General features: G+C 65.0%; 24 protein-coding genes and 1 pseudogene. 14 read left to right on the top strand and 11 right to left on the bottom strand.

What is annotated here, in order from left to right; genetic code table 11:
* Positions 1 to 95: 95 nt before the first annotated feature.
* Positions 96 to 1,745 (bottom strand): ArnT family glycosyltransferase, encoded by a 1,650-nt coding sequence (locus AC0L2J_RS07560; protein WP_473388258.1) that lies wholly within the window; start codon positions 1,743 to 1,745, stop codon positions 96 to 98.
* A gap of 313 nt (positions 1,746 to 2,058) precedes the next feature.
* Here AC0L2J_RS07560 and AC0L2J_RS07555 point away from each other — a divergent pair, with 313 nt between their 5' ends.
* Positions 2,059 to 2,931, top strand: a complete 873-nt coding sequence (locus AC0L2J_RS07555) for a DUF308 domain-containing protein (RefSeq protein WP_473388254.1) — start codon at positions 2,059 to 2,061, stop codon at positions 2,929 to 2,931.
* Between the two features lie 159 nt (positions 2,932 to 3,090).
* The gene (locus AC0L2J_RS07550; RefSeq protein WP_007608200.1) at positions 3,091 to 3,507 is read left to right on the top strand and encodes a Ros/MucR family transcriptional regulator; all 417 of its coding nucleotides are present in this window, start codon (positions 3,091 to 3,093) and stop codon (positions 3,505 to 3,507) included.
* Between the two features lie 5 nt (positions 3,508 to 3,512).
* Here AC0L2J_RS07550 and AC0L2J_RS07545 read toward each other — a convergent pair whose 3' ends face one another.
* Together AC0L2J_RS07545 and AC0L2J_RS07540 are read right to left on the bottom strand one after the other, a co-directional pair.
* Positions 3,513 to 3,944 carry a SufE family protein gene (locus AC0L2J_RS07545; RefSeq protein ID WP_007608201.1) on the bottom strand — a complete coding sequence of 144 codons (432 nt, stop codon included), beginning with the start codon at positions 3,942 to 3,944 and terminating at the stop codon, positions 3,513 to 3,515.
* A 68-nt stretch (positions 3,945 to 4,012) separates the two neighbouring features.
* Complete coding sequence (locus AC0L2J_RS07540) at positions 4,013 to 4,438, bottom strand: DUF5330 domain-containing protein (protein WP_007608202.1); 426 nt, start codon at positions 4,436 to 4,438, stop codon at positions 4,013 to 4,015.
* 384 nt (positions 4,439 to 4,822) lie between these two features.
* Here AC0L2J_RS07540 and AC0L2J_RS07535 point away from each other — a divergent pair, with 384 nt between their 5' ends.
* The 3 genes from AC0L2J_RS07535 to AC0L2J_RS07525 all read left to right on the top strand — a co-directional run bounded on the left by AC0L2J_RS07535 (position 4,823) and on the right by AC0L2J_RS07525 (position 7,869).
* Complete coding sequence (locus tag AC0L2J_RS07535; protein WP_473388250.1) at positions 4,823 to 6,754, top strand: PAS domain-containing sensor histidine kinase; 1,932 nt, start codon at positions 4,823 to 4,825, stop codon at positions 6,752 to 6,754.
* A complete protein-coding gene (locus AC0L2J_RS07530) occupies positions 6,747 to 7,457 on the top strand; it encodes a peptidoglycan-binding domain-containing protein (RefSeq protein ID WP_007608208.1) in 711 nt (236 codons plus the stop codon). Before AC0L2J_RS07535 ends, AC0L2J_RS07530 begins: the two co-directional genes overlap by 8 nt.
* 67 nt (positions 7,458 to 7,524) lie before the next feature.
* Positions 7,525 to 7,869: a DUF1491 family protein gene (locus AC0L2J_RS07525; protein WP_063993082.1), complete on the top strand. Its 345-nt coding sequence runs from the start codon at positions 7,525 to 7,527 to the stop codon at positions 7,867 to 7,869.
* On the opposite strand, the pseudogene AC0L2J_RS07520 reads toward AC0L2J_RS07525, so the two are convergent.
* A pseudogene (locus tag AC0L2J_RS07520) lies at positions 7,866 to 8,725 on the bottom strand (DUF2336 domain-containing protein). The gene AC0L2J_RS07525 and the pseudogene AC0L2J_RS07520 overlap by 4 nt on opposite strands.
* Positions 8,726 to 8,977: 252 nt before the next feature.
* Between AC0L2J_RS07520 and AC0L2J_RS07515 the strand changes: the two are divergent.
* From AC0L2J_RS07515 to AC0L2J_RS07495, 5 genes are all read left to right on the top strand, one after another.
* Positions 8,978 to 9,166, top strand: coding sequence for a hypothetical protein (locus AC0L2J_RS07515; protein WP_007608215.1), 189 nt, complete (start codon positions 8,978 to 8,980; stop codon positions 9,164 to 9,166).
* 15 nt (positions 9,167 to 9,181) lie between these two features.
* Positions 9,182 to 9,943, top strand: a complete 762-nt coding sequence (locus AC0L2J_RS07510) for a hypothetical protein (protein ID WP_063993080.1) — start codon at positions 9,182 to 9,184, stop codon at positions 9,941 to 9,943.
* Between the two features lie 229 nt (positions 9,944 to 10,172).
* The gene (locus AC0L2J_RS07505; RefSeq protein WP_473388247.1) at positions 10,173 to 13,583 is read left to right on the top strand and encodes a CHAT domain-containing tetratricopeptide repeat protein; all 3,411 of its coding nucleotides are present in this window, start codon (positions 10,173 to 10,175) and stop codon (positions 13,581 to 13,583) included.
* Positions 13,584 to 13,608: 25 nt separating this feature from the next.
* Positions 13,609 to 14,052 (top strand): Ig domain-containing protein, encoded by a 444-nt coding sequence (locus tag AC0L2J_RS07500; protein WP_473251295.1) that lies wholly within the window; start codon positions 13,609 to 13,611, stop codon positions 14,050 to 14,052.
* Positions 14,053 to 14,248: 196 nt separating this feature from the next.
* Positions 14,249 to 15,013, top strand: coding sequence for a hypothetical protein (locus tag AC0L2J_RS07495; protein WP_007608222.1), 765 nt, complete (start codon positions 14,249 to 14,251; stop codon positions 15,011 to 15,013).
* Positions 15,014 to 15,021: 8 nt separating this feature from the next.
* Here AC0L2J_RS07495 and AC0L2J_RS07490 read toward each other — a convergent pair whose 3' ends face one another.
* Positions 15,022 to 15,624, bottom strand: coding sequence for a hypothetical protein (locus tag AC0L2J_RS07490; RefSeq protein ID WP_473388244.1), 603 nt, complete (start codon positions 15,622 to 15,624; stop codon positions 15,022 to 15,024).
* Between AC0L2J_RS07490 and AC0L2J_RS07485 the strand changes: the two genes are divergently transcribed.
* The gene (locus AC0L2J_RS07485) at positions 15,608 to 15,856 is read left to right on the top strand and encodes a hypothetical protein (RefSeq protein WP_473388240.1); all 249 of its coding nucleotides are present in this window, start codon (positions 15,608 to 15,610) and stop codon (positions 15,854 to 15,856) included. The two genes, AC0L2J_RS07490 and AC0L2J_RS07485, sit on opposite strands and share 17 nt — an antisense overlap.
* 9 nt (positions 15,857 to 15,865) lie before the next feature.
* Here AC0L2J_RS07485 and AC0L2J_RS07480 read toward each other — a convergent pair whose 3' ends face one another.
* From AC0L2J_RS07480 to AC0L2J_RS07460, 5 genes are read right to left on the bottom strand one after another with little or no spacing between them, the layout of a single operon-like run.
* Complete coding sequence (locus tag AC0L2J_RS07480) at positions 15,866 to 16,057, bottom strand: amino acid synthesis family protein (RefSeq protein ID WP_473388295.1); 192 nt, start codon at positions 16,055 to 16,057, stop codon at positions 15,866 to 15,868.
* 21 nt (positions 16,058 to 16,078) lie between these two features.
* Complete coding sequence (gene arsC, locus AC0L2J_RS07475) at positions 16,079 to 16,480, bottom strand: arsenate reductase (glutaredoxin) (protein ID WP_473388239.1); 402 nt, start codon at positions 16,478 to 16,480, stop codon at positions 16,079 to 16,081.
* On the bottom strand, positions 16,477 to 17,178 hold the full coding sequence (locus AC0L2J_RS07470; RefSeq protein ID WP_007608225.1) for an aquaporin: 702 nt from the start codon (positions 17,176 to 17,178) through the stop codon (positions 16,477 to 16,479). The genes arsC and AC0L2J_RS07470 overlap by 4 nt, the downstream gene beginning before the upstream one ends.
* On the bottom strand, positions 17,178 to 17,705 hold the full coding sequence (locus AC0L2J_RS07465; RefSeq protein WP_035973932.1) for an arsenate reductase ArsC: 528 nt from the start codon (positions 17,703 to 17,705) through the stop codon (positions 17,178 to 17,180). The genes AC0L2J_RS07470 and AC0L2J_RS07465 overlap by 1 nt, the downstream gene beginning before the upstream one ends.
* Positions 17,686 to 18,060, bottom strand: a complete 375-nt coding sequence (locus AC0L2J_RS07460; protein ID WP_007608231.1) for an ArsR/SmtB family transcription factor — start codon at positions 18,058 to 18,060, stop codon at positions 17,686 to 17,688. Before AC0L2J_RS07460 ends, AC0L2J_RS07465 begins: the two co-directional genes overlap by 20 nt.
* 133 nt (positions 18,061 to 18,193) lie before the next feature.
* On the opposite strand from AC0L2J_RS07460, the gene AC0L2J_RS07455 reads away from it, so the two are divergent.
* The 3 genes from AC0L2J_RS07455 (at position 18,194) to AC0L2J_RS07445 (ending at position 21,244) form a co-directional block, all read left to right on the top strand.
* Positions 18,194 to 18,511, top strand: a complete 318-nt coding sequence (locus tag AC0L2J_RS07455; protein WP_063993077.1) for an ArsR/SmtB family transcription factor — start codon at positions 18,194 to 18,196, stop codon at positions 18,509 to 18,511.
* Positions 18,512 to 18,564: 53 nt separating this feature from the next.
* Positions 18,565 to 19,935, top strand: a complete 1,371-nt coding sequence (locus AC0L2J_RS07450) for an NAD(P)-binding domain-containing protein (protein WP_473388233.1) — start codon at positions 18,565 to 18,567, stop codon at positions 19,933 to 19,935.
* 115 nt (positions 19,936 to 20,050) lie between these two features.
* Complete coding sequence (locus tag AC0L2J_RS07445; protein ID WP_473388291.1) at positions 20,051 to 21,244, top strand: MFS transporter; 1,194 nt, start codon at positions 20,051 to 20,053, stop codon at positions 21,242 to 21,244.
* Between the two features lie 36 nt (positions 21,245 to 21,280).
* Here AC0L2J_RS07445 and AC0L2J_RS07440 read toward each other — a convergent pair whose 3' ends face one another.
* The gene (locus tag AC0L2J_RS07440; RefSeq protein WP_473388229.1) at positions 21,281 to 22,300 is read right to left on the bottom strand and encodes a DUF1254 domain-containing protein; all 1,020 of its coding nucleotides are present in this window, start codon (positions 22,298 to 22,300) and stop codon (positions 21,281 to 21,283) included.
* Positions 22,301 to 22,305 lie beyond the last annotated feature (5 nt).

Genomic DNA, 22,305 nt, shown 5'->3' with positions numbered 1-22,305 from the left:
CCAGCGTAGCCCGCATGAGCGAAGCGACATGCGGGGCTGCCTGATAGGCCCCGGATGTCGCTGCGCTCATCCGGGCTACGGGCCGGAGGAATTTATTATGGCGCCGGGATCGAGAGCAGGCTGGAAATGCTGCTGCCGCGGATGTCGTAGACGCGGGCGAACACCACGTCGTCGCGCTTGATCTCGACCAGCACCGGCGCGGTGAGGCCCTTGCAGTAGAACTCGCCGAGCGTCATGGCGAAATCGGCGGCATTGGAATCCCAGCCGATGGTGAAATCGGGACCGAGCGCGACCTGGGCGGGGCGCTGCGGACCGCACACAGCGACCTTCCATTTGCGGTTGCGCGGCGGCACTTCCTGGCGTTCCACCAGCTGCTCGCGCAATTCGTCGGAGGCCTGCTTCAGCGCCAGACCCCAATAGTCCAGCATGAAGCGGTCGTCGGCACCGCGCACGGTGCCGGCGATGTGGTTGAAGTGGGTGTATTGATAGGGATGCAGCCGGATCATCTCGGCCAGCGAGAGCGCAAGGCCAAAGCAGAAGGTGGCGAGCACGACCGGCTGCCAGGTGCGGTGCTTGGCGCGCAGGCGCTCCATGGCCCAGCCAAAGGCGACGCCACCGAGCACCGCCATCGGCGGGATCACGAAGACGAAATGGCGGATGCCGTTGTACAGCGCCGGCCGCTTCACCATCGCGATCGCGAGCGGCAGCGTCGCGGCGAGCGTGAGCATCAGCAGGATGGTCTTGCGGCGAGCGGGAACCTCACTACGCGGCAGCAGTGCGAAGGTGCCGATCACGGCGCCGAACATCAGCACCAGCATCACCTCGGGCAACTGAAGCGCGAACAGCGTCGGCAGATAGGACCAGGGCATGTCGGGCACGGATACGATCGCGCCGTCGAACATCTCCTTCCAGGGTTTCTCGAAGAAGTGCGAGAAGTAGGTCAGCGCCTCGAAGGGATTGCCGGGCTCCATGATCGACCACGGCCAGATCAGCCCCATCACGAGATAGCCGAGCACGAGGCCGGGCAGCAGCACGTAGACGACATGAGCGAAGCGTCGGAACGACTCGCGCAGGCCCTCGCTGCGCAGTTCCTCCAGGAACAGCGGCATGAAGCCGATCACGGCATAGACCAGCGCAAGGCCACCGAGGATGCGGGTGCCGAGCGAAAGGCCGGCACCAAGGCCGACGATGAGGATCGTGCGCGGCGAAGGTTGCGGATATTCTTCGGCGAGGCGGACGAGGCCCAGCATCAGGATGATCATGGCCACCGCGAAGGGCGCATCCTTCGGGTTCATGAACATGTGGCCGTAGAAGATCGGGCAGAGCGCGAGCAGCAGGAGTGAGGCAAGTCCCGCAAGGGGGCCGCCGACACGGCGGCCGAGCCGCCACGTCACCGCAAGTCCGATCACGCCGACGACGGCGCCGACCAGACGGCGCGTCTCGAACAGCTCGAGCGGAATCACCTTGTGCAGGAGGGCCGCGACCATGTCGAAGCCGCCGCCATACATGTAGAGATTGGCGAAGGAGAGTGCCGCGGTGTCCTTGAAACCGGAACCGAACATGCGCAGCAGCAGGTCGGCATATTCGGCGTGGGTGTAGTCGTCCCAGCCGAGCCCATAGTCGCGGAAAGTCAAGCCTGCAATGACGGCGACCGCAGCCAGCACCAGCATGGCGAGATCGTCGCAAGTCCGTTCAACCGAGCGCCGCAGAGGCGTGTCGATCGCCGAAGTCGTGATGGATGTCATGGCTATTGGTGACCCGGAATCCCCTCTTGGCCCTGCTGGTGCGCGCGGGCCTGCTCCCCGGAATCCCTATAGCGCAGTTCCATTACCAAGTAATTGGGCATTATGGCTAAATTCCTGATGCAACGCAGCAAATCCGACCACATCGAGAGCAGCTTAGAAGTAGCGAGCCGTAGCTGAAGGGAATGTGAATAAGTCCCTGATTTCCTTTCCTTTAGGAACGCAGGCTATAATTCGACGTTGGCGTGGAACACCGGATGACGGTATCGTGGCGTGACGAGTGTCGCGTGTGGATGCGCGGCCGGGGGTGAGTTCGATGACCTTGGCTTTGTTGATCGCTGGGATTTTCGCCGTTTTGGCGGGCCTCCTTGCGATCCTGTTCGGCTTCACCGTCAGGGAATTCAGTCTCGGCAGTACCCTCATAATCTCCGGCACCATCGGCGTCTGCTCCGGACTGTTACTGGCCGGCCTCTACGTCGTGGTCGCGGAACTGAAGGGCATTGCCCGCCGGCTGGCTGGGTCCATCGCACCATCCGACGTTCGGGTCAGGCCCGTGCTGCCGGGTCTCGGGATGGCTGGAACGCCTGCCCCCGCGCCTGAGCCGGGAGCAGAGAAGATCGAGCCCGCGCCGCCGTTGCCGGCCGCAGGACCGCCGCCCTGGCAGAACGAAGCAGCCGCGCGCGAGCGTCCGCGCGCCGAGCCTCCACCAGCGCCCGAAGCTCCGAGCCCGCCGGAGGTTCCGGAACCGCCGCGCCGGCGCAACCTGCTGTTCGCCTCGACCTCGCGCAAGGAGCGCGAGCGCGCGGAGGCGAAGACCGGCGAGGGCTTGCCGCCCCTGCCGCATGCCGAGCCATCCGCGGAGCCTGCCGCTCCGGAGACGCCGCCTGCGAGCTTTGACGACGCCTGGCCGAAGCCGGACCGTGTGAGGCCTCCGGAGCCGCCGCCCGCCTCGCGGCGCCCGCCACCGCGCTCGCCGTCGACCTTCGCGGAGGCTGCTCCGCCGCCCGCACCGGAGCCGGCGGCCGCGGCCGAACAGGCGCCCGTGACCGTGCTCAAATCCGGCATCGTCGACGGCATGGCCTATTCGCTCTACTCCGATGGCTCGATCGAAGCCCAGATGCCGGAGGGGATGATGCGCTTTGCCTCGATCGACGAGCTGCGCTCCCACCTTGACCAGCGCGGGGCTTGAGCGCTGGCGCAGGCAAAGTAAAGCGCTGGCGTTCTTGTTGCTTCGTCAGTAAATCGGCCCATACTCCTCAGTCGTTCCATTCAGCCGAACGTATTGTTGACATGGAATACTCTGACGTCGTCTCTCCCGTGAGACGCAAGGTGGAGAAAGGCGGGGCCGATGTCGGATGCCGGGGCTAAGAATTTCATTGAGCTGACGGCGAGCATCGTGTCGGCCTATCTCAGCAACAATCCGACGCCTGCAACTGAGATTCCGAACCTGATCAGCCAGGTGCACGGCGCGCTGGTGCGCGTTTCGTCGGGCCGCACCGAGACGGCGCCGCTCGAGCCGGCGAAGCCGGCGGTCTCGCTGAAGAAGTCGATCGCGCCCGATTATCTGGTCTGTCTGGAAGACGGCAAGCGCTTCAAGTCGCTGAAGCGCCATCTGCGCACCCAGTACAACATGACGCCGGAGCAATATCGCGAGAAATGGGGACTGCCGGCCGACTATCCCATGGTCGCGCCGAACTATGCGGTGGCCCGCTCGCAGCTTGCGAAGCAGATGGGACTGGGACAGCAGCAGCGGAAGCGGAAGTAGAATTTCTATGACGCTTCCGCGAGCGCCTCTTTCGCGTCGGTTTTGATGCGCTCGACCATCGAGCGCAGACCGTTGGAACGCTGCGGCGTCAGGTGATCGCGAAAGCCGAACTCGTCGAATACGGCAATGGCGTCGGTCGCAAGAATCTCCTGCGGCGTGCGGCCGGAGTAAAGCGACAGCACGATCGCGACCAGCCCGCGCACGATGTGGGCGTCACTGTCGCCGCGATATGTCAGGATCGGCGCGCCGCCATCGCGATGATCGATCAGCTTCTGAAGCCAGACCTGGCTGACACAGCCATTCACCTTGTTCTCGGCCGAATGCTCGGCCTCGGACATCGGTTCCAGGGTGCGGCCGAGCTCGATGACGTACCGATAGCGGTCGTCCCACTCGTCCAGAATCTCGAAATTGTCCCTGATTTCGTCGATCGTCGTCATGCTGGCCCAAAGTTCCCGTTCAGGCCAATATAGGGACGCGAAGCGCCGAAATCGATAGGGTTTGGGCGCTAATTCGCCGTCGCGGGCGCCGGGCCGCGCCATTCCAGCGCGAGGTCGTCCTGGGACAGGGTGTCGCGCGGCGCCTCGCTGGTTGCGGTATCGCCTTCGCCGGCCAGCGCGATCGAGCCGGTGTGGTCGGGCGCCTTCTTGTCGGTCTTCTCGAGCTGCTCTTTCTTGTCGTTGATGATCTGGTAGATCTTCTTCGCACCGTCCTGCGCGCGCTGGCCGATGATGGTCGCGGCCTGTCCGCCGACCTCGCAGGCTGCGGGCTGGCGCTTGCAGAACTGGGTCATGTCGGAGACGGCCGCGGTCGCAGCCTGCACCGCGTCGGCAGCGCCGATCTGCGGCAGCTTGTCCGATTCGGGCGTCTTGTCCCGCGGCAGGAGCACCAGCACCAGCCCGAGCCAGAATGTGATGCGAAGCAGAAAGCGCATCTTGCGACCTGTATGTTAGAGCCCGCCGCGGCGATCTCCGCGGGTGTCGGACCTAGCAACTCTCGATAAATCGCAAGTGATTGCCTTCCGCTTAATTCGCGGAAAATTGACTCAAGAATCTTTGCTATCGACGGCGTCGTAAATTTTCGATTGACGTCCACGCCCGTGATTTTGCCGCCACGCCCGTCCACCATTTCGAAACCATGCGGATCACGGTGAAACCCTGTGTTCACCATCCCCGCTGATGACGTCGTCAAATCGTCTAAAAAGCCCTGCGATGACGCGGTGTCTGGCGGCCCGCCGCGCTGCCTTAGTGTTCGTTTAAGGTCGCTCTGACACGGTGGCTCAACGATAAGGAGGCGTTCCGGCGCGTCTTCCCGACGAATGAGCCGAAGCGCGAGACCCGTGACAGTTTTGAGTATCATCCGCGATTGTCTCGATGCGCTGCTGCATCCCTCCGCGCGTTACGACGCGCTGACGCGAGCGCGCCATCGTGCCTTCATGGCCCCGCGGCTGCTCGGCAGCCTGGCCGCCTTCGCCGCATTCCCGGTCTATCTCGCCATGCGCGGCGCGCCGAGCGCGATCGAGGTCGCAGCCTTCGCCTGGCTGATTGCGCCGATCCTGTTGTCCTGGTTCCTGTCGCGCACCGGCCGTTACGAAGGCGCGCATGTGCTGTCGTCGCTGGCGCTCGCGGGCCTGATCATGGCGGTCGCGGTGACGACCGGCGGCATCGAATCATTCGCCGCGATCTGGCTGGTCGTGGTCCCCCTCGAAGCTGCGCTGTCGGCCTCGCGCCGCGTCGCGGCCTTCGCCTCGCTGCTGGCGCTATCCTGCGCGGGCATCCTGATCCTCGTCAGCCAGCTCGGCTGGCTGTCGATTGGCGACACCAGCGCCGCGGAACGCGGGGTGCTGATGGCGTTCGGCGTCGCCTCGGCGACGCTCTATGCCGCAGGCCTTGCCTTCGGTGCGGAATCGCTCGCGCGCACCAGCGTAGCGCTGCTGTCGCGCGAGGAGGAGCGTTACCGCCTCCTGGCCCGGAACATGAGCGACGTCATCTCGCGGCATCAGCGCAACGGCGCGGTGCAGTTCATTTCACCGGCGGTGGAAGCCATGCTCGGCGTGCCCGTCGCGCAACTGCTCGGCCACGGTCTGTTCGATCGCGTCCATGTCGCCGATCGGCCGGCGTATCTGACGGCGCTGTCCGATGCCGCGCGCGGCGACGTGCGCAGCGTCGAGTTCCGGTTGCGCCGGGAGCGTGCCGGCTCTGAGCGCGGCCAGGTTGATTTCATCTGGGTCGAGATGCGCTGCCGCCCGCTCGATCAGGATATGGGCCGTGATGCCGCGCGAGACGCCGATGTCGTCGCCGTGATGCGCGACGTCACCGACCGCAAGCTCTCCGAGCAGGCGTTCGATCAGGCGCGCAGCGCTGCAGAGGCGGCCGACGCGGCCAAGACGCGCTTCCTCGCCACCATGAGCCATGAGCTGCGCACGCCTCTCAACGCCATCATCGGCTTCTCCGAGATGATCACGCAGGAGCAGACCTTGATGCTGGGCGCGGCCCAGCGGAGGGAATACGCCCAGCTCATCAACGATTCCGGCCAGCATCTGCTTTCGGTCGTCAACGGCATCCTGGACATGTCCAAGATGGAATCGGGCAATTTCGAGATGGCGTCGGAACCGTTCGCGCCGCGTGCATCCTTGATGCATTGCTGCAATCTGCTGGCGCTGAAGGCGCGGGAGAACGGCGTCGATCTCGTCACCGATGCGCCGCAGGACCTGCCTGTCATGACCGGCGATCCGCGTGCCTTCAAGCAGATCGTGCTCAACCTCGTCGCCAACGCGGTCAAGTTCACCGAGCGCGGCGGTCAGGTCACCGTCACGGCAGCGGTCTCGGGCTCGCAGCTTGCGCTGCGCGTCAGCGACACCGGAATCGGCATCGCGCCTGACGATCTCAAGCGCATCGGCGCGCCGTTCTTCCAGGCCGGCAAGACTTATCAGCGCCGTCACGAAGGTACCGGCCTCGGACTTTCGATCGTGAAGAGCCTCGTGGCGTTGCATCTCGGCGAATTGACGGTACAAAGCAGGCTCGGCGAGGGCACTGCCGTCACCGTCAAGCTGCCGCTGGTCTACACGCCGCAGGCCAAAACTTTTGATGCCAAAACCTCTGAGGCCAAGATGTCCGACAGCAAGGCGAGCGAGAGCAAGATCGCGACCTTGACGCCGGTGCTGCGCCAGGAACTTCAGCACCACGAACTTCAGGACCATTCTCACGACCAAGTTCAGGACCAACCCGCTCTGGTGAAGAAAAGTGCCTAAGAAGTCCGCCAAGAACGAAGCCGCTCCGCGCCGCCGTGGCGCCAAGGCTGCGGTGATCGATGTCGAGACCGAGCGCAATCTCGTGCTGCGCGTGCTGCTGCATAGCCCCAAGGATACCCTGGCCGGTCTCGTCGCCGTTGCCGCCATCGGCGCGATCGTTGCCAATGCACTGTTCCTCCAGACCGGCCGGCATCCGGCGCCGATGTTCGGCACCGTGATCAATCTTCCCGCACCGTCGTCCCTGGCGCTGTCGAACCCTTTGCCCCGTTCGCGTCCCGTCGGGGCCGATACCTCGCCGCTCGAGCCGAGAGCGACGGAGTTTCGTGCTGAGTCCAGATCTGCCGAGCCCAGACCTGCGGAAAAGCCGCCGGAGAGGCCCGTCGAGGCGACCGCATCGACGCCGCGCTCGGGCGATCCCATGACCAATCTGGTCAAGCAAACGATTTCGGCGCCGCCCTCCGTCGCGCGTCCGCCGGCGCCGATCCCCGTGCATCAGGGCTCGGCGGCGCGGCGCATCGCCGGCGTGCAGCGCGCGCTGTCCGAATACGGCTACGGGAATTTGAAGATCACAGGCGCGATGGGCGCCGAGACCCAGTCCGCGATCCAGAAATTCGAGCGCGAGCACAAGATGCAGGTCACCGGCCAGCTGTCCGACCGCCTGCTCCGCGAGCTCGGCGCCGCGATCGGCCACCCCGTCGAATAGTCTACGCTTCGCCGAGACCGAAGCCCGAAGGCTGGTGCTCATTGCCGCGCTGGCTTATCGTGCGCGCATGCGTTTGAAATCAAACATCTGGGTCTCAGCCTATCTGCGCCGGTGCCAGACCGAGGGCGTGTACGGCGCGGTGCGTCGTCGCGGCGCGGAGGAGGCGGGTGCGGTGTTCGTGAAGGTCTCGCTGCTTGACGGCAATGCGATGCTCTACGTGCCGGCGCCGCAGACCTCTTATGACGACGGTCGGCCGGTCGATCGCTTCTTCGTGCCGCTTGCGCCGCAGCCGATGCCGGAGCCCGCGGTGGAGGAGCGCCTGAACAAAGAGATCCGCTTCGACTCCGACATCTGGATCGTTGAGACCGAAGACCGCGCCGGGCGGCATTTTCTCGAGCTGGCGAAGACCTAACGATCCGATCCGTCAGTCCCCGTCCGCACCGCGGGCGCGGAGCCGGGCTGTACGCCCGGGCGCGTCTGGCTTGCGCCCGCACGCGCGCGCTGGCGCTCGCTGTCGTGCAGCGATGGCTGGTACTTGGCGCGGGTGACGGCGAGCGTCGAGCCGCGCCAGGCGGCCAGCATCACCAGAGCCGAGCGGTCGCTGAGACGATCGTAAAGACGCGACAGCCGGTATACGTCGGTCACGGAGTTGCCGATCTCCGGCTTGAAGAACAGCAGGATGCGCTGGAACACCGGGCTCGGCATGTCGAGTGCGCGCGCGGCGACCGCGAGCGCTTCGCCGCTTGCATCGTCGACGATCTGGGCTGCGACGCGCGAGGGCAGGATCAGGCTGTCGCCGAGCTCGGAGGTGAAATTCTCGACATCGCCCGCGATCGCCGCCATCTCGAGGATCTGGATCGCGCGCTTGGCGCGCACGGTCGGAATCCGCGGCGCGGCCTTCAGCGGGGTCTGCGCCAGATTGTGCAGGATCAGCGCGCGCTCGGCGGCGCGGGCGCCGGGATTTCCCGCGCGAGCGGAACCCTGCGGCCCTCCTGCGCGGCCGACAGTCCGAGCTTCTGTTTGATCGGGGCCGGCGTCGACGGATAGATCGCAAGCCGCGCCTTGACGGCCGCGCGCGTCGCGTCGTCGACCTGGTCGATCAGTCGCGTGGCGAGCTCGACGAACTGGCGCTGCTCGTCGTCGCTGTGGGTGCTCGACTGGACGTAGAGGTCGGTCAGCACGCGCAGCAGCGTCGGACGAACATCGACGCCTTCGCGACGGGAGAGGGTCATCAGCCCGTCGAATCCTGGAAACAACGACTTGGTCATGGAGATACGCGACCTGGAAAAGATACTCGCCGTCAGCCTATCGCGGGCTCCTTTAAAGGCTCGTTAAGGAAAACGAGGCGTGAAGCCGAACGCATGCTTTGAATCGGTCTCGTGCCGCAACGGGACGCCGGGTCCCGCCCGTGCGGTTACGGTCCCGCCGGCACGTTTACACCCCGTTAACCATGAACTGATCTTAATGATCGCCATGTTGCAGAGGCGCGCCGGGTCGCGTGGCAATTGAAGAGAGCTGATATGGGGACCATCATCGAATTTCCGGCCGGTCGCCGGGTGGGCGCGTCGGGAGACGTGGCTCCGCGCGCGGACATGGGCACGATTTTGATCCTTCCCGTGATCCGCATCGAGCGCGAGAGCGACGAAACCAGCGGCGATCACGGGCCGGAGCAGGGCACAGCGCCGGGGCGCCGTCGTCGTCGCCGCTAGCCTTCGGCCTTTGCAATGCCGGAGAACCTCCGCCAGATCCGGCCCGTCGTAACGGCCATCATGCTCGCATCACTGGGCGCGACGCTTGCCGCCTGTAGCGGCGGTGATTTCGGCCGGACCCGCGCCGACATGCGCAGCGACGACATGCATCGCTGGCTGGGCGCGGAAGTGACCTCCAGCATCGGCCTGAAGCCATCCCAATTCCAGCTCACGGACGAGGAGCGCCAGCTCCGCGACCTCGCCTATCCCCTGATCGAGCCGCCACTGTCGCGGCCAGCCTGGAAGAGCGTGTTCGGCGACTACAAGGCGCTGCCCTCGCCGTGGCGGCAAAAGATCGTGTTCGACCGCACCATGTACGGACGCACGCTGATCGACGAGCCGCACCGTTCGCATTCCTCGCGCTATGCGCAGCTGATGGAGGACGTGCGCAACGACATCACCCGCTTCGAGCCGTTCTTCGCCTCCGCGATCCGCGTCATCGACCTCGACAAGAAGCGCAATGCCAGCATGGCGCGTGTCTCCTCCCTCTCTCCGAAGGAGAAGGAGGACGCAGTCGAGCGCATGCAGGAGAATTCGCTGATCATCCAGTGGGTGCAGCAGTGCCTCGAGCAGCGCGTCTCGTCCTATCGCTGGGGTCTGGAGCGGCTGGTGATCCAGGCGCCCGACGGCATGGCCGCCGATGCCGACCGCCTGATCGGCGAACTCGCCGCCCAGACCGCCAACCCGCCAGTCGCGGCCCAGCCGCCCTACGGCCGCGCGGTGATCTCGAAGGGCTGATCCGCGCAGCCCCGCAGCCTGTCCGAGGGCGGTCATCTTACCCTGCGGCCCATCAATCGCGGTCGGCCTGAAGCCGCCTGTCTGTGCGCGATCCAGGGGACCGTGCCGTCCGTAGCCGTCCAGGCCTGTCGAGGCGATCAGGGAACCGCATGATGGCCCTTGTCCTCCCGGGCCGGCTGGATAGGATAGCCCCGTTTCTTCAAAGTCATTTTTCCGAAGGTCCTTCAAGATGAGCTTAGACGCCGCGCGTCCTTGCAAGAGCCGTCTGGCCGTTTCCCCCCGCCTCCTGCTGGTCCTTGCCGTTCTGCTGGGATCAACCTGCTCCGCCGCCGCACTGACCAAGGAGGCCGCGATTGAGAATTGCCGGATGACCGTCGGCAAGCCGATCGTGCACGCTTGCATGCAGGCCCAAGGGGGCCGCAAAGCCGGCGCCGATCTCGAGGGTTGCCGCGCCAAGGCCTCGCCTCAAGTCAGGGCCTGTGTGATGGCGGCCCTGAACGCCGCCAATGGCCGCGCCAACGTCGCGGTCGAGCTTCCGAAGGAAGCTGCACCCAAGCTCGAACCCGGCACGGCGCTGCCAAAGGATTTCGTCGCGCCGCCCCGCACCATCGCCGACATCACCGCGATCCTCGACAGCGAAAAGCCCGACTCGAAACTCCTCGCGGAGCTGAAGGCGGATGCGGATTCGACACCGACGGGAAAGGAATCCCGCGCGGATCTCGCGCAATTCTATTTCGACCGCGCTAATGCGCGCGCGCAGCTCGGCCGCCTCGCCGAGTCCATCGGCGACGCCGGCAAGGCCGTCGAGATCGGCCGTGGTGCGGTCGAGGCCAACATGATGGGCCGCATGCAGCAGCTTCTCTCGCTGCAATACGCTGCAGCCGGTGATCCAAAACGATCGCTCGAGGTTATCCAGCGCTTGTTGCGTGAGACGGCCACCCAGCCGGGGGCAAAAGGCTACCAATTGAGCGCCAACAGGTCCGTGGCCGGCAACCTCATCCAAATGGGCGATGTCGCCCAGGCAGAAGGCTATCTGCGCCGCACCCAGTCCGCGATCCAGGAAGCGCGTACCAGTGGTCATCCGAACTGGCGCGCCTCCTACGCGCGCCTGGGACAGAACTGGGAAGGGGAGCTCGAGGCCACACGGGCCCTGATCTTCGAAGCGCGCGGGCAGTTTGCGGAGGCCGAGGCCGCCTATCGCGTGTCGGAGCAGCGCAAGCGTGCGGGCATGAAGGGCGTGATGGACTCGGACAATCCCCCGGCGGAAACCGTCATGCTGCAGGCAATCGACAACCTCGTGCTCAGCCAGGCTCGCATGAAGGCGCGGCAGGGCCGGCTGGCCGAAGCCGAGGTCGACGCACGCCGCGCGCTGCTCTCGCGCCTGAAGGATACCGGCAAGTACAATCCGGTGACGCCGCGTTACGTGATGGGACTCGCCGGTATCCTCGTCGAGCAAGGTCGCTACGAGGAAGCCGAGCAATTGGGCCGTGTCGCTCTGGAGATCAACAGGACGGTCGGCGTGCCAGACGATTCCCAGTCGACGGTGCAATTGCTCGCGCAGCTCGCCGGCATTCTGACGCTTGAGCGCAAGAACGCCGAAGGAAACGAGCTGTTCGCGCGCATCGACCGGGCGATCGCCAATTGGGAACCGCAGCGCCGTCAGGTCTTCGAGCTCAATCCGTCTCGCATCCTCTCGCTGTATAATTCCGGGCAGCTGGACGCAGGCATTGCCGCGGCCGAGCAACTCGTCAAGAAGCAGATCGCCCGGGTTGGGGAAAACCATTTCGATGCCGCTTCGGCGCGCGGCACCCTGGCGGTCGGCCTGATGCGCGCGCGACGCGACGCCGACGCGATCCGGGAATTCAAGGCGGCCATTCCGGTCATGATGGCGAACGCCAACGAAAACGCCGATGACGAGAACACGAGTGTGGTGGCGGCGCGCAGCCAGCGGCTGCAGGCAATCGTCGAGAGCTATCTCCTGCTGCTCGCGAGGGCCGAGGGCAACGGCATTGGCGAGGAGACCTTCAGTCTTGCCGACGCCGTTCGTGGTCGTTCGGTGCAGCAGGCGCTCGCGGCCTCCAGTGCGCGCACAGCAGCAAAGGATCCCGCGCTCGCCGAGCTCGTCCGCAAGGAGCAGGACCTGACCAAACAGGTCAACGCCCAGCTCGGCACACTCAACAACGTGCTGGCGCTTCCCTCGGCGGAACGCGACGAAAAGGGCGTTCAGCAGATCCAGGCTTCGATCGCGGCCTTGCGCGGCGAACGCGACAAGGCGCGCCAGCAGATCAAGCAGAAATTTCCTTCTTACGCCGATCTCGTCTCGCCCCGGCCGCCGAGCGTCGCAGAGATCCGCGCGACGCTTGCCGACAACGAGGCAATGCTGTCCTTCTATTTTGGCCAAAACGGCAGCTTCGTCTGGGCCGTGCCGAAGTCGGGGCCGGTGGCGTTCGCCGCCGTGCAAGCCAGGATCGGCGACATCGAGAGCAAGATTCGCAAGCTGCGCGAGGCGCTCGAGCCGCAGGCAGCCATGATCTCGGACATTCCGCCGTTCGACCTCAAGCTCGGCCATGAGCTCTATGAGCTGCTGCTCAAGCCGGTGGAGAGCGGCTGGAAACCGGCCAGAAACCTGATCGTCGTGACCAACGGGGCGCTGGGGTTGCTGCCGTTGTCGTTGTTGCCGACGGCGCCGGCAGAGGTGGCCGCGGACGAGGACCCGCTCTTCATCGGTTACCGAAATGTGCCGTGGCTGGCGCGGACTCATGCCGTATCGACGGTGCCGTCGGCGGCGGCGTTGCGCACGCTACGGCAATTGCCACCGGGCAAGCCCGGTCGCGGGGACCTCGTCGCCTTCGGTGATCCCTATTTCAACAGGGATCAGCAGGCCGAAGCGGACGGCGGGGGGGAGAAGGTTCAGGTCGCCGACGCCAGCGGCAACATCACGCGCGGTGGGCCGCTGAGGCGGCGCAACAGTCCCAAGCTCGAAGGCGTCGACAGCGCGGAACTTGGTATGTTGCCACGACTGCCCGATACCGCCGATGAGTTGAAATCGATTGCGCTGGCGCTGCAGGCAGACCCCTCGAAGGTGCTGTTCCTCGGCAAGAACGCCACCGAGAGCGCGGTGAAGACCATGAATCTTTCCGGTTTCAGGATCGTGGCCTTTGCGACGCATGGCCTCGTCCCGGGCGAGCTGAACGGGCTGACGCAGCCGGCGCTCGCTTTGTCTTCGCCGACGGTGACGGGTGAGGGCGGCGACGGACTTCTGACCATGGAGGAGATCCTCGGCCTCAAGCTGGACGCCGATTGGGTCATTCTGTCGGCCTGCAACACCGGGGCGGGCGCCGGCGCCGGGGCCGAGGCGGCATCCGGGCTCGGCCGCGCATTCTTCTATGCCGGAACGCGCGCGCTGCTGGTGACGAACTGGTCGGTGCATTCGCAGTCGGCGCGGCAATTGGTGACCGACTTGTTCAAGCGGCAGGCCGAAGATCCCAAGCTGTCACGCAGTGAGGCGCTGCGGCAAGCGGCGATGGCCCTCGTCGATGGTCCGGGTTATCTCAACAGCGAAGGCAGGACCGAATTTACTTATGCGCATCCGCTGTTCTGGGCGCCGTATACAATCATCGGCGATGGCGGCTTGCGTTGACAACGGGGGAAGGGGTGCAGCGGAAATGAAGTGGATTGTCTTGCTCGGCTTCGTGGCCGGGGGATTGCTGTTCTCGGGCCCGTCGCGCGCCACGCAATTGATTACGGAAGAGGAAGCGAAGCTGCCGCCTCCGAAAGGCGCCGTTGCGGCCGACCGCCGTGGCATCCTGCGCGGTCCGAAGGTGGAATTCGTCTCCCCTGGCGCTTCCGTCAATTCGCCGATGCAGCTGGTGTTGAAATTCGAGTCGTTCGGCGGCGCAAAGATTGATCCGGATTCGGTCAGGATGATCTTCCTTCGAACGCCGAACGTCGATCTGACGCCCCGAGTCAAACCCTTCGTCAAGCTCGACGGCATCAACATGCAGGACGCAGAACTTCCGCCGGGCGAATACACGGTGCGTGTCGACGTCAAGGACAGTGACGGCCGCCCGGGCACGACCATCTTTACTTTGAAGGTCGCACCTAAGTGACGTGCCTTTACTGCTTGGCGGGAAATGCGAAGGGCGCGCTGGTTTGCGCATCCTGCGGGCGTGACATTGCCGCTCCCGCCACGCTGGTTGCGGAGCGCGACGAACTTCTGCGCAAGCGCGAGCATTTGCGCGACGAGCTAAAGCGGGCCAGAGACGAGATTGAGGCCGTCATGAGACGGAGGCATTCGCGCTAGCGATGGAATGTCCGTTTTGCGCCGAGACCATCAAGGATGAAGCCATCGCCTGCAAGCATTGCTCGCGGGACTTGCGTGCGATACGCCCGATACTGCTCGAGATCGAGGAGATCGTCGCCGATCTGGAAAGGCTCAGGCGCGATCTCGATCGCGTCAATGTCCGGCTCGAGCGCTACAAGAATCCGCTTCGCTATTACGGAACGCATGCGGTGCTCTATCTTGCGATTCCGTCTCTGCTGCTGGTAATCGCCCATGTGCTCGTGACCATCACCTTCAACGTGTCGCCGATCCCGCTGAGGATCGCATCTATCGCCATACCGCTCCTGTTCGGATTCCTCGCCTATCCGCTGCACCGGGTCTCCGCTCTCACGGCATTCGCACTGGCGTTCCTCACCGCAAGCGTCAGCATCATCGCGATGCTGACGGTGACTGGACTTCACGATCATGTCCCGATCCTGCCGGAAGCCTGGATCGAATGGCGGGAAGTGTTCGAGTACGGCGCCAGCATCCTGCTCGCCTTTGTCTCGGGGAACATCCTGAGCGTCGTGATCTTCCAGGTCCTGCCGCGAGTGCTGACGCAGGGCGGCAAGCCCAACGCGTTCGCCTTTCGCATGGCGCGCCTGCTCGGGCAACATGTCGGCGAAGAACAGCTGCGCCGCCGCGCCCGCCTGATACAGGACCTCATGCAGACTGTCGGGCCGCTGGCCGGCGTCGCCGCAACCGGCGTTGGCTCCATCTATGCCGGACTGAAAGGCTTGCTCGGATAGCTCCGCGTTCAAGGCCGGCGCATGCTCCGGGCCGGCTTCTGCTTCTGCTTCTGCTTCTGCAGCTTCCCGACAAGATCTTTCAGCGCATCCGGTAGCGACACGGATGCGCGATAGGCGACCCCGACCTCGCGCCTGACCTTGACCTCGATCTCGCGTCGGGCCTGCGGGTCGCGGCCGAAGAATGCGCTTTGCTCGCAATGGCAGCGGTCGATCAAGGGGACGCCGGCGAGATCGGCAGTGCGAAGCTTCTCCTTCAGTGCCAACGGATGCGACGGCGGCAACGCTGCGACATAACGTTCGCTCCACAGCGCCACGAAATGTTCGTCAGCGCGCAGCATGCTCTTGGCGATGATCCGCGCGTCGGCGCGCTCGTCGCTGTCGACGAGCCGGAGCGTGATGTCGCCGCGCGCCGTCAGCGGCTTGAGCAGTGCGATCGTCCGGGGCACGTCGAGCGTGCGCATCAGGCCGAGCGTCACATTGGTCTTGGTGCTCGGTCTCCTGAACATGCTGCGTGCGGCATCGGCCTCGTCGATGATGCGGCGGGCCAGCGCATGAAACTGCTCCGCCGAGGCGCTCGGCCATTGCGGCATCGCGGTGCGATCAGGCGCCAATTGGCTGCTGCATGCCGGCGACAGCTATTTCCATCACGGCCAGCTCGACGCATCGCCGCGCATGCCGCTGGTGCTCGGCTATTTCCAGCGCCGTGCCGATATGGACCGCAAGATGCGGATCGCCAGCCAGGCCCGGCTGCGCGCGCTGAAGCTGAACCACGGCGACCACGTCACGATCGTCAACAGCCATGATCCCGTCGATTACGAGCGTTGCCGCTGCAACGCGCATTGATCGCGCCCGTCAGCGCTGTCCGTCGTGCACGAAGATCGCGGATGCCGCGAGGCCCCCGATGCGCGCGTGAGGCCGGCCGCCGGTCGCCATCACGAACCCGAAAGCGATCTCGTCGCGCCGTGGTGAATCCCACAGCGTCATCTCGGCGGTGCCGAAATGGCTGCGAACATAGGCGGCGTGGATATGGCCGAGCGGGACCATCAAGACAGGCGCCCCTTAAGCCTATCGCGCTTCGACCACCTCGCCGTCCTCCTTCACGAAGCGGCCGACGGGATGGTCCAGGAGATCGATGACGGCTTCCGAAGGCCGGCACAGGCGCGTGCCCTTGGCCGTCACCACGATCGGACGGTTGATCAGGATGGGGTGCGCGAGCATCTGGTCGACCAGCTCGTCGTCGGACCATTTGGTGTCGTCGAGGCCGAGCTCCTTGTAGGGCGTGCCTTTCTCCCGCAGCAACTCGCGAACGGAGATGCCCATGGCCTTGACCAGCTCGACCAGCTTTTCGCGGGATGGCGGCGTCTTCAGATATTCGATGACGACCGGCTCGGCGCCGCTCTGCCGGATCATCGCCAGCGTGTTGCGCGAGGTGCCGCAGGCGGGGTTATGATAGATCGTGACGCTCATGAGGTAGTCTCCGCGATTGGGATGGGGCCTCGCGCCTGGGGCTGTCCGAGCAGCCAGTTCATCAACAGCATGGCGGCAAAAGCTCCGCAGAGCTCCGCGAGAATAAATCCGGGCAGGTCGGCGGGACGTATGCCCGAGAACGTGTTCGTCAGCGACCTTGCGATGGCTACCGCCGGATTGGCAAACGAGGTTGAGGCCGTGAACCAGTAGGCCGCCGTGATGTACAGGCCGACCAGCCAGGGGACCGCCGTCCGCTGAAACCGGATGCCGGCCAGGATCGTCGCGACCAGGCCGAAGGCGGCGACCGCTTCGGCGAACCATTGCGATCCTCCGGTTCGCATCTTGGTCGAGAGATCGATCAGCGGCAGTCCGAACATCAGATGCGCCGCCATGGTTCCCGCGATGCCGCCGGCGATCTGCGCGGCCACATAAAGCGCAGCCTCGTTCACCGGCAGCTCGCGCTTGCCGGTGAAGACCAGCGTGACCGCCGGATTGAAGTGCGCGCCGGAGATCGGTCCGAGCACGGTGATCAGGACGACCAGAATGGCGCCGGTCGGCAACGTGTTGCAGAGAAGCGCCAGGGCGACGTCTTTGGTCAGCGTCTCCGCCATGATGCCGGAGCCGACCACCGTGGCGACGAGAATACCTGTGCCCAGCGCCTCGGCCGCGAGGCGGCGCGGAAGGTCGAACTGGTCCATCAGCCGGCCTCCGGGGTCGAGCGTGCCGCACCGTCGGAGCGGCCGATCTCGCGCAGCTTGGTGCCGAGCGAGAGCTTGTCGATGCTGCGCAGGGGAAGATTGACGAACGTCCCGATCCGGTTCTTGAGATAGCGGAACGCAGCATTGAACGCCGCCTGTTGTTCCAGCGCCGCGCCTTCCACCGCGGCAGGGTCTTCGATACCCCAGTGCGCGGTCATCGGCTGTCCCGGCCAAAGAGGACAGGCTTCACCGGCCGCGTTGTCACAAACAGTGAAGACGAAATCCATGACAGGTGCATCAGGAGCGGCAAATTCCAGCCAGCTCTTCGAACGCATCCCGTCGATTGGGTAGTCCATGGTTTCGAGCGTGTGCAGGGCCAGCGGGTGTACCGCGCCTTTTGGCGTGCTGCCGGCGGAGAACGCCCGAAAGCGGCCGGCACCGTCCTTCCGGAGGATCGACTCGGCGAGGATTGAGCGCGCCGAGTTGCCGGTACACAGGAACAGGACGTTAAACATGCGATCGGACACGGCTTCGCACCTTTCGTTTTGGCGAGCAGCAGGCCTGAAGGCTATCGACGACCGGCTCGCAAACTTCCGGCCGCCCGCCGCAGCAATCCCGCAGCAGGAAGACCGCAACGTCGCGGAATTCGGCAAGGTTGGCGCGGTAGACGATCGAGCGGCTGTGTCGCTCGGAGGTGACAAGGCGCGCGCGCGTCAGGATCGACAGATGCGCCGACAGCGTATTCGCCGGGACTTCCAGCAGGCGGGCGAGATCGCCGGCCGCAAGGCCGTCGGGCTCGTGCCGGACGAGCGTCCGGAACGCCTCCAGACGGGTCGACTGGGAGAGGGCTGCGAGGGCGAGGACGGCTTCTTCAGTTTCCATATATCCAGACTTATGGAAATATAAAAAGGAAGTCAATCGGGAAATCATGTGGCCCCGCTGGCCGGGATCCATATTTCGAAAATTCTAGAAATAAAGTTGACAGCAATTATCGACCCGGCGCATCTTGGCGGCCATGAAGATCGACGACGCAGCAGCACGCCTCGAAGCCTTGGGCAACCGGACGCGACTCCAGATCTATCGTGCCCTGGTGCGGGCAGGGCACAAGGGCATGCCAGTGGGTCGATTGCAGGACAAGCTGAAAATCCCGGCCTCGACGCTGTCGCATCACATCAAGACCCTGGTCTCGGTCGGGCTCGTCAGTCAGGTCCGGGAATCGACGACGCTGATCTGCCACGCAAACTTCGACGCGATGCGGGGTCTGGTCGATTTCCTGGCGGCGGAGTGCTGCGCAGACGAAGTCGGATGCAAGACGACGCAAACGGCGGCCTGATCATTTTTTCGGGTCTGATTATTCGATGGTTCTAGAACGATGGGAGTAATGGCATGAGCGACGCAAAGACGGTAGCCATCATCGGGGCAGGGCCTGTCGGCCTCGCAGCAGCTGCGCATGTGCTTGAACGCGGCATGTCGCCCATCGTTCTGGAGGCAGGATCCGAAGCGGGGCACGCGGTGCGCCAGTGGCAGCAGGTCCAGCTCTTCTCGCCGTGGGAGTACAACATCGACAAGGCCGCGGCGCGCCTGCTCGCGCCGACGGGATGGAATTCGCCGGACCCGAGCTCCTATCCGACCGGCGGCGAACTACTCGATCGATATCTGACGCCGCTTGCGACGCGAACGCCGTTGCGCGAGGTGGTCCGGACATCCAGTCGCGTCTCGGCCATCAGCCGCGTCGGCTTCGACAAGGCGAAGACGAAGGGGCGTGAGCAGGCGCCGTTCGAAATCCGCTACCAGAACGGCAAAGGTCCTGAAGTGCTGCGCGCGGATGCGGTGATCGATACATCAGGCACATGGTTCTCGCCCAATCCGGCCGGAGCTAATGGTCTGCCCGCGATCGGCGAGCGCGAATGTGCCGGCCACATCGCCTATGGCATGCCCGATGTCCGTGGTGCCGGCCGCGCCCGATATGCCGGGAAGACCGTTGCGGTGCTCGGCGCCGGCCACTCCGCGGTGGGCACGCTGATCGATCTCGTGCATCTCGCGGGTGAGGCGCCGGGGACGCAAGCCATCTGGCTGTTGCGCGGCGCCGATCCCGCCAAGGCGTTTGGCGGCGGCCGGAATGACAAGCTCGCTGCACGTGGAGAGCTCGGCAGCGCCTTCGCTGCGCTCGTTGCCTCCGGGAAGATCAGGGTGGAAACCGAATTCGGCGTCACGCAACTGTCGGACTCCGAAGGCCGTCTCGAGATCGCGGCCGGCTCGGGCTGCGGCGGACGGAGCGTGATCGTAGACGAGCTGATCGTCTCGACCGGCTTTCGTCCCGATTTTTCGTTCCTGTCCGAATTGCGCCTGCGGCTCGATCCTGCCATCGAGGCGCCGGTCGCCCTGGCGCCGCTGATCGATCCCAACGAGCACAGCTGCGGCACGGTGCGCCCGCACGGCGCGCGCGAGCTCGCGCACGACGAGCCGGGCTTCTACATGGCGGGCATGAAGTCGTATGGCCGCGCGCCAACCTTTCTCATGATGACAGGATATGAGCAGGTGCGCTCGATTGCGGCCGATCTCGCCGGCGACAAGAAAGCCGCCGCAAGGGTGGAGCTCGTGCTGCCGGAGACCGGCGTCTGCTCGCGCGGCAGCGTCGAGTCCACTGAAGCCGCATCAGGATGTTGCGGTGGGCCGGCGAAGCAGGAACCGACGGCCTGTTGCGCGGCCGACGAGGCGGCAAAGAAGGCCGGCGCTTCGGGCTGCGGTTGTTCATGAAGTTGGGTCTTGCAGGTAAAGCCGGAGAGTTGCCCATTGTGGTTCGTGCGCCGTTTCGGCGTGGGGGCGGGAGGGCAGCATTCGTAAGTTGAGCGGCCGGTCTCTGATCGCGGTGATGTGTATCGGCCAGGTCGGCAATCTGCTGCCGCATGTGACGCTGTCCGCGAACCTGGCGCAGCATCTGATGCCGGCGTGGGGACTGTCGGCGGCCGAAGGCGGCTTGATGGCGAGCGGTTACGCGTTCGGCTACATGCTCGCCGTGCCCGTGCTGACGACGTTGACCGACCGGATCGATGCGCGCCTCGTCCTGCTCTGGGGCTCAATCGTCAGCGGGCTGGCGACCGCAGCGTTCGGACTCTTCGCGCAAGGGTTTTGGTCCGCGACCGCGATCTGGTCCCTTGCAGGGCTCGGATTTGCCGGCGCCTACATGCCGGGCCTGAAGGCGCTGACGGACCGGCTTCCCGCCGGCGACACCTCGCGCGCCGTCACGCTGTACACGTCGAGCTTCTCGGTCGGCGTCGGCCTCTCGTTCCTGGTCGCGCAGCTGATCGCCGATCGCTGGGGATGGCGGACCGCTTTCCTTGTCACCGGCTTCGGTCCGATCGCAATGGTCGTCGCGTGCCTTCTCATGCAGGAGCAGCGGCCCGCGCCGAAGGCGGGACGACTCTTGAACTTCGCGCCCGTCTTCGCCAACCGCGAGGCGCTCGGATACATCTTCGGCTACGGCGCCCATTGCTTCGAGCTCTACGGCATCCGCACCTGGCTGGTCGGGTTCTGGACCTTCGTCGTCGCGCACCAAGGCGCGCCGTCATGGTTGAGCCCCGTCGTGCTGAGCTTCTGCTTTGCGGTGATCTCGATGCCCGCCAGCATCCTCGGCAACGAGGCCGCGCTGAAATTCGGCCGCCATCGCGCGATCACGGTCGTGATGATCGCGTCGGCTTGCGTCGCACTGATCATCGGCCTCAACACGACGGCGCCGGCATGGGTGCTGGCCCTGCTGCTGCTTGCCTATGGCCTGACGGTGCCGGCGGATTCCGGCGCATTGACCGCCGGCATGTCGGCCGCAGCTGTGTCCGAACATCGCGGCGCGACGCTTGCCCTGCATTCGACGGTCGGCTTCGGCCTGTCGGCACTTGGGGCCTGGGGCACCGGCGCCGCGCTCGACGCGGCCGGTGGTCCGCAGACCGCGACCGGTTGGCTGCTGGCGTTCAGCGTCCTCGCGGCTGGTATCGCGCTGGGGCCGCTGGCGCTGTTGTGGGCGCGGCGGGGACAATTTGGGAGGCCGCGATCTGATCTGAACGCGTCATGATCGGCTTGCCCAGGAGCTTTGGCGCCGGCTCGCAAATCACCGTACGGGTTTGGCTTCCGGAAACGTCCACGTTCCGTTCAAGATCTCATTGCGCGGTCGATACAGGCGCGCTGTGTAGTTCCAGCCCGGCATGATAGGCAGGCAGTTCGGCACATTTCCGTCGCACGCGCCGAACTGAATGGTAACCGAGCCGTCCGGGGCCGGCTTTGCCGTGAGGTTGTTCAACGAGTAGGCGTTAAGTGGATTCTTCTGGAAGAAACCTTTTGCGTCGTAGAGGCTGACCGACCAGAAGCCGTCGACCGGAACGTCCTTGACCGTGAGCCGATGCACCGTCTTGCCGTCATTCTGCGGAGGATAGAAACTTTGGTAGTCCGCTGCGCTGCGCGGATTGCCGCCCCAGCCGATGGCGGTGCCGATCAGGTGGTCGAGCGGATCGACATCCTCCTTCCTGCCGAACCGGTTGACGGTGCCGCCGAGCGCGCCGAGGGCGGAAAGCGCGTCGCGAGCCTTGCCTTGTGACGTCTTGTCCCATTTCGGCACCTCGAACTTGCCCGGACCGATCTGCTCGACCTTGATCGCGTCCTGCACGCCGTTCGCGGCTTTGATGTCCTGCGGATTTTCGGGGTCGGCCAGCGTCCGAATGATGACGTAAACATAGCGCGTGCCGATTTGATCTTTTGCGTAGGTGAAGCTCCCCGGGCCGTATGCGACGTCGATTGTGTAGTGATCCTGCGAGATCACCTGCATCGACATGAAGCGCTTGCCGGCGTCGGGCAGGGCAATCGTAAGTGGGCCGGCGTCCATGTCGAACACGCCCGACGAATACAGCGTGTCCCGGTTCATCCGAACCACGTCCTGCTTCTCGATCGACGCCATATCGCGGCGATGCCTCAGCCTGCCGAAGGCCCCGTCGTCGCGGGCAGCCTTGCTGAAGTAAAGATCGGTTTCGGCGCGAACGAAGTTGTGAACCGTTACGGCAGTCGGTCCTTGCGCGAGTGCGGCCTCGCCGGCCAACAACGTCGCCGCGATAATCGAGAGAAAACAAGGAAACTGCATTGTTG

The sequence above is a fragment of the Bradyrhizobium sp. MV1.5 genome, from assembly GCF_055807615.1.
Note: the sequence above shows the minus strand (reverse complement) of the source record. Positions and strands in the feature narration are given on the sequence as shown.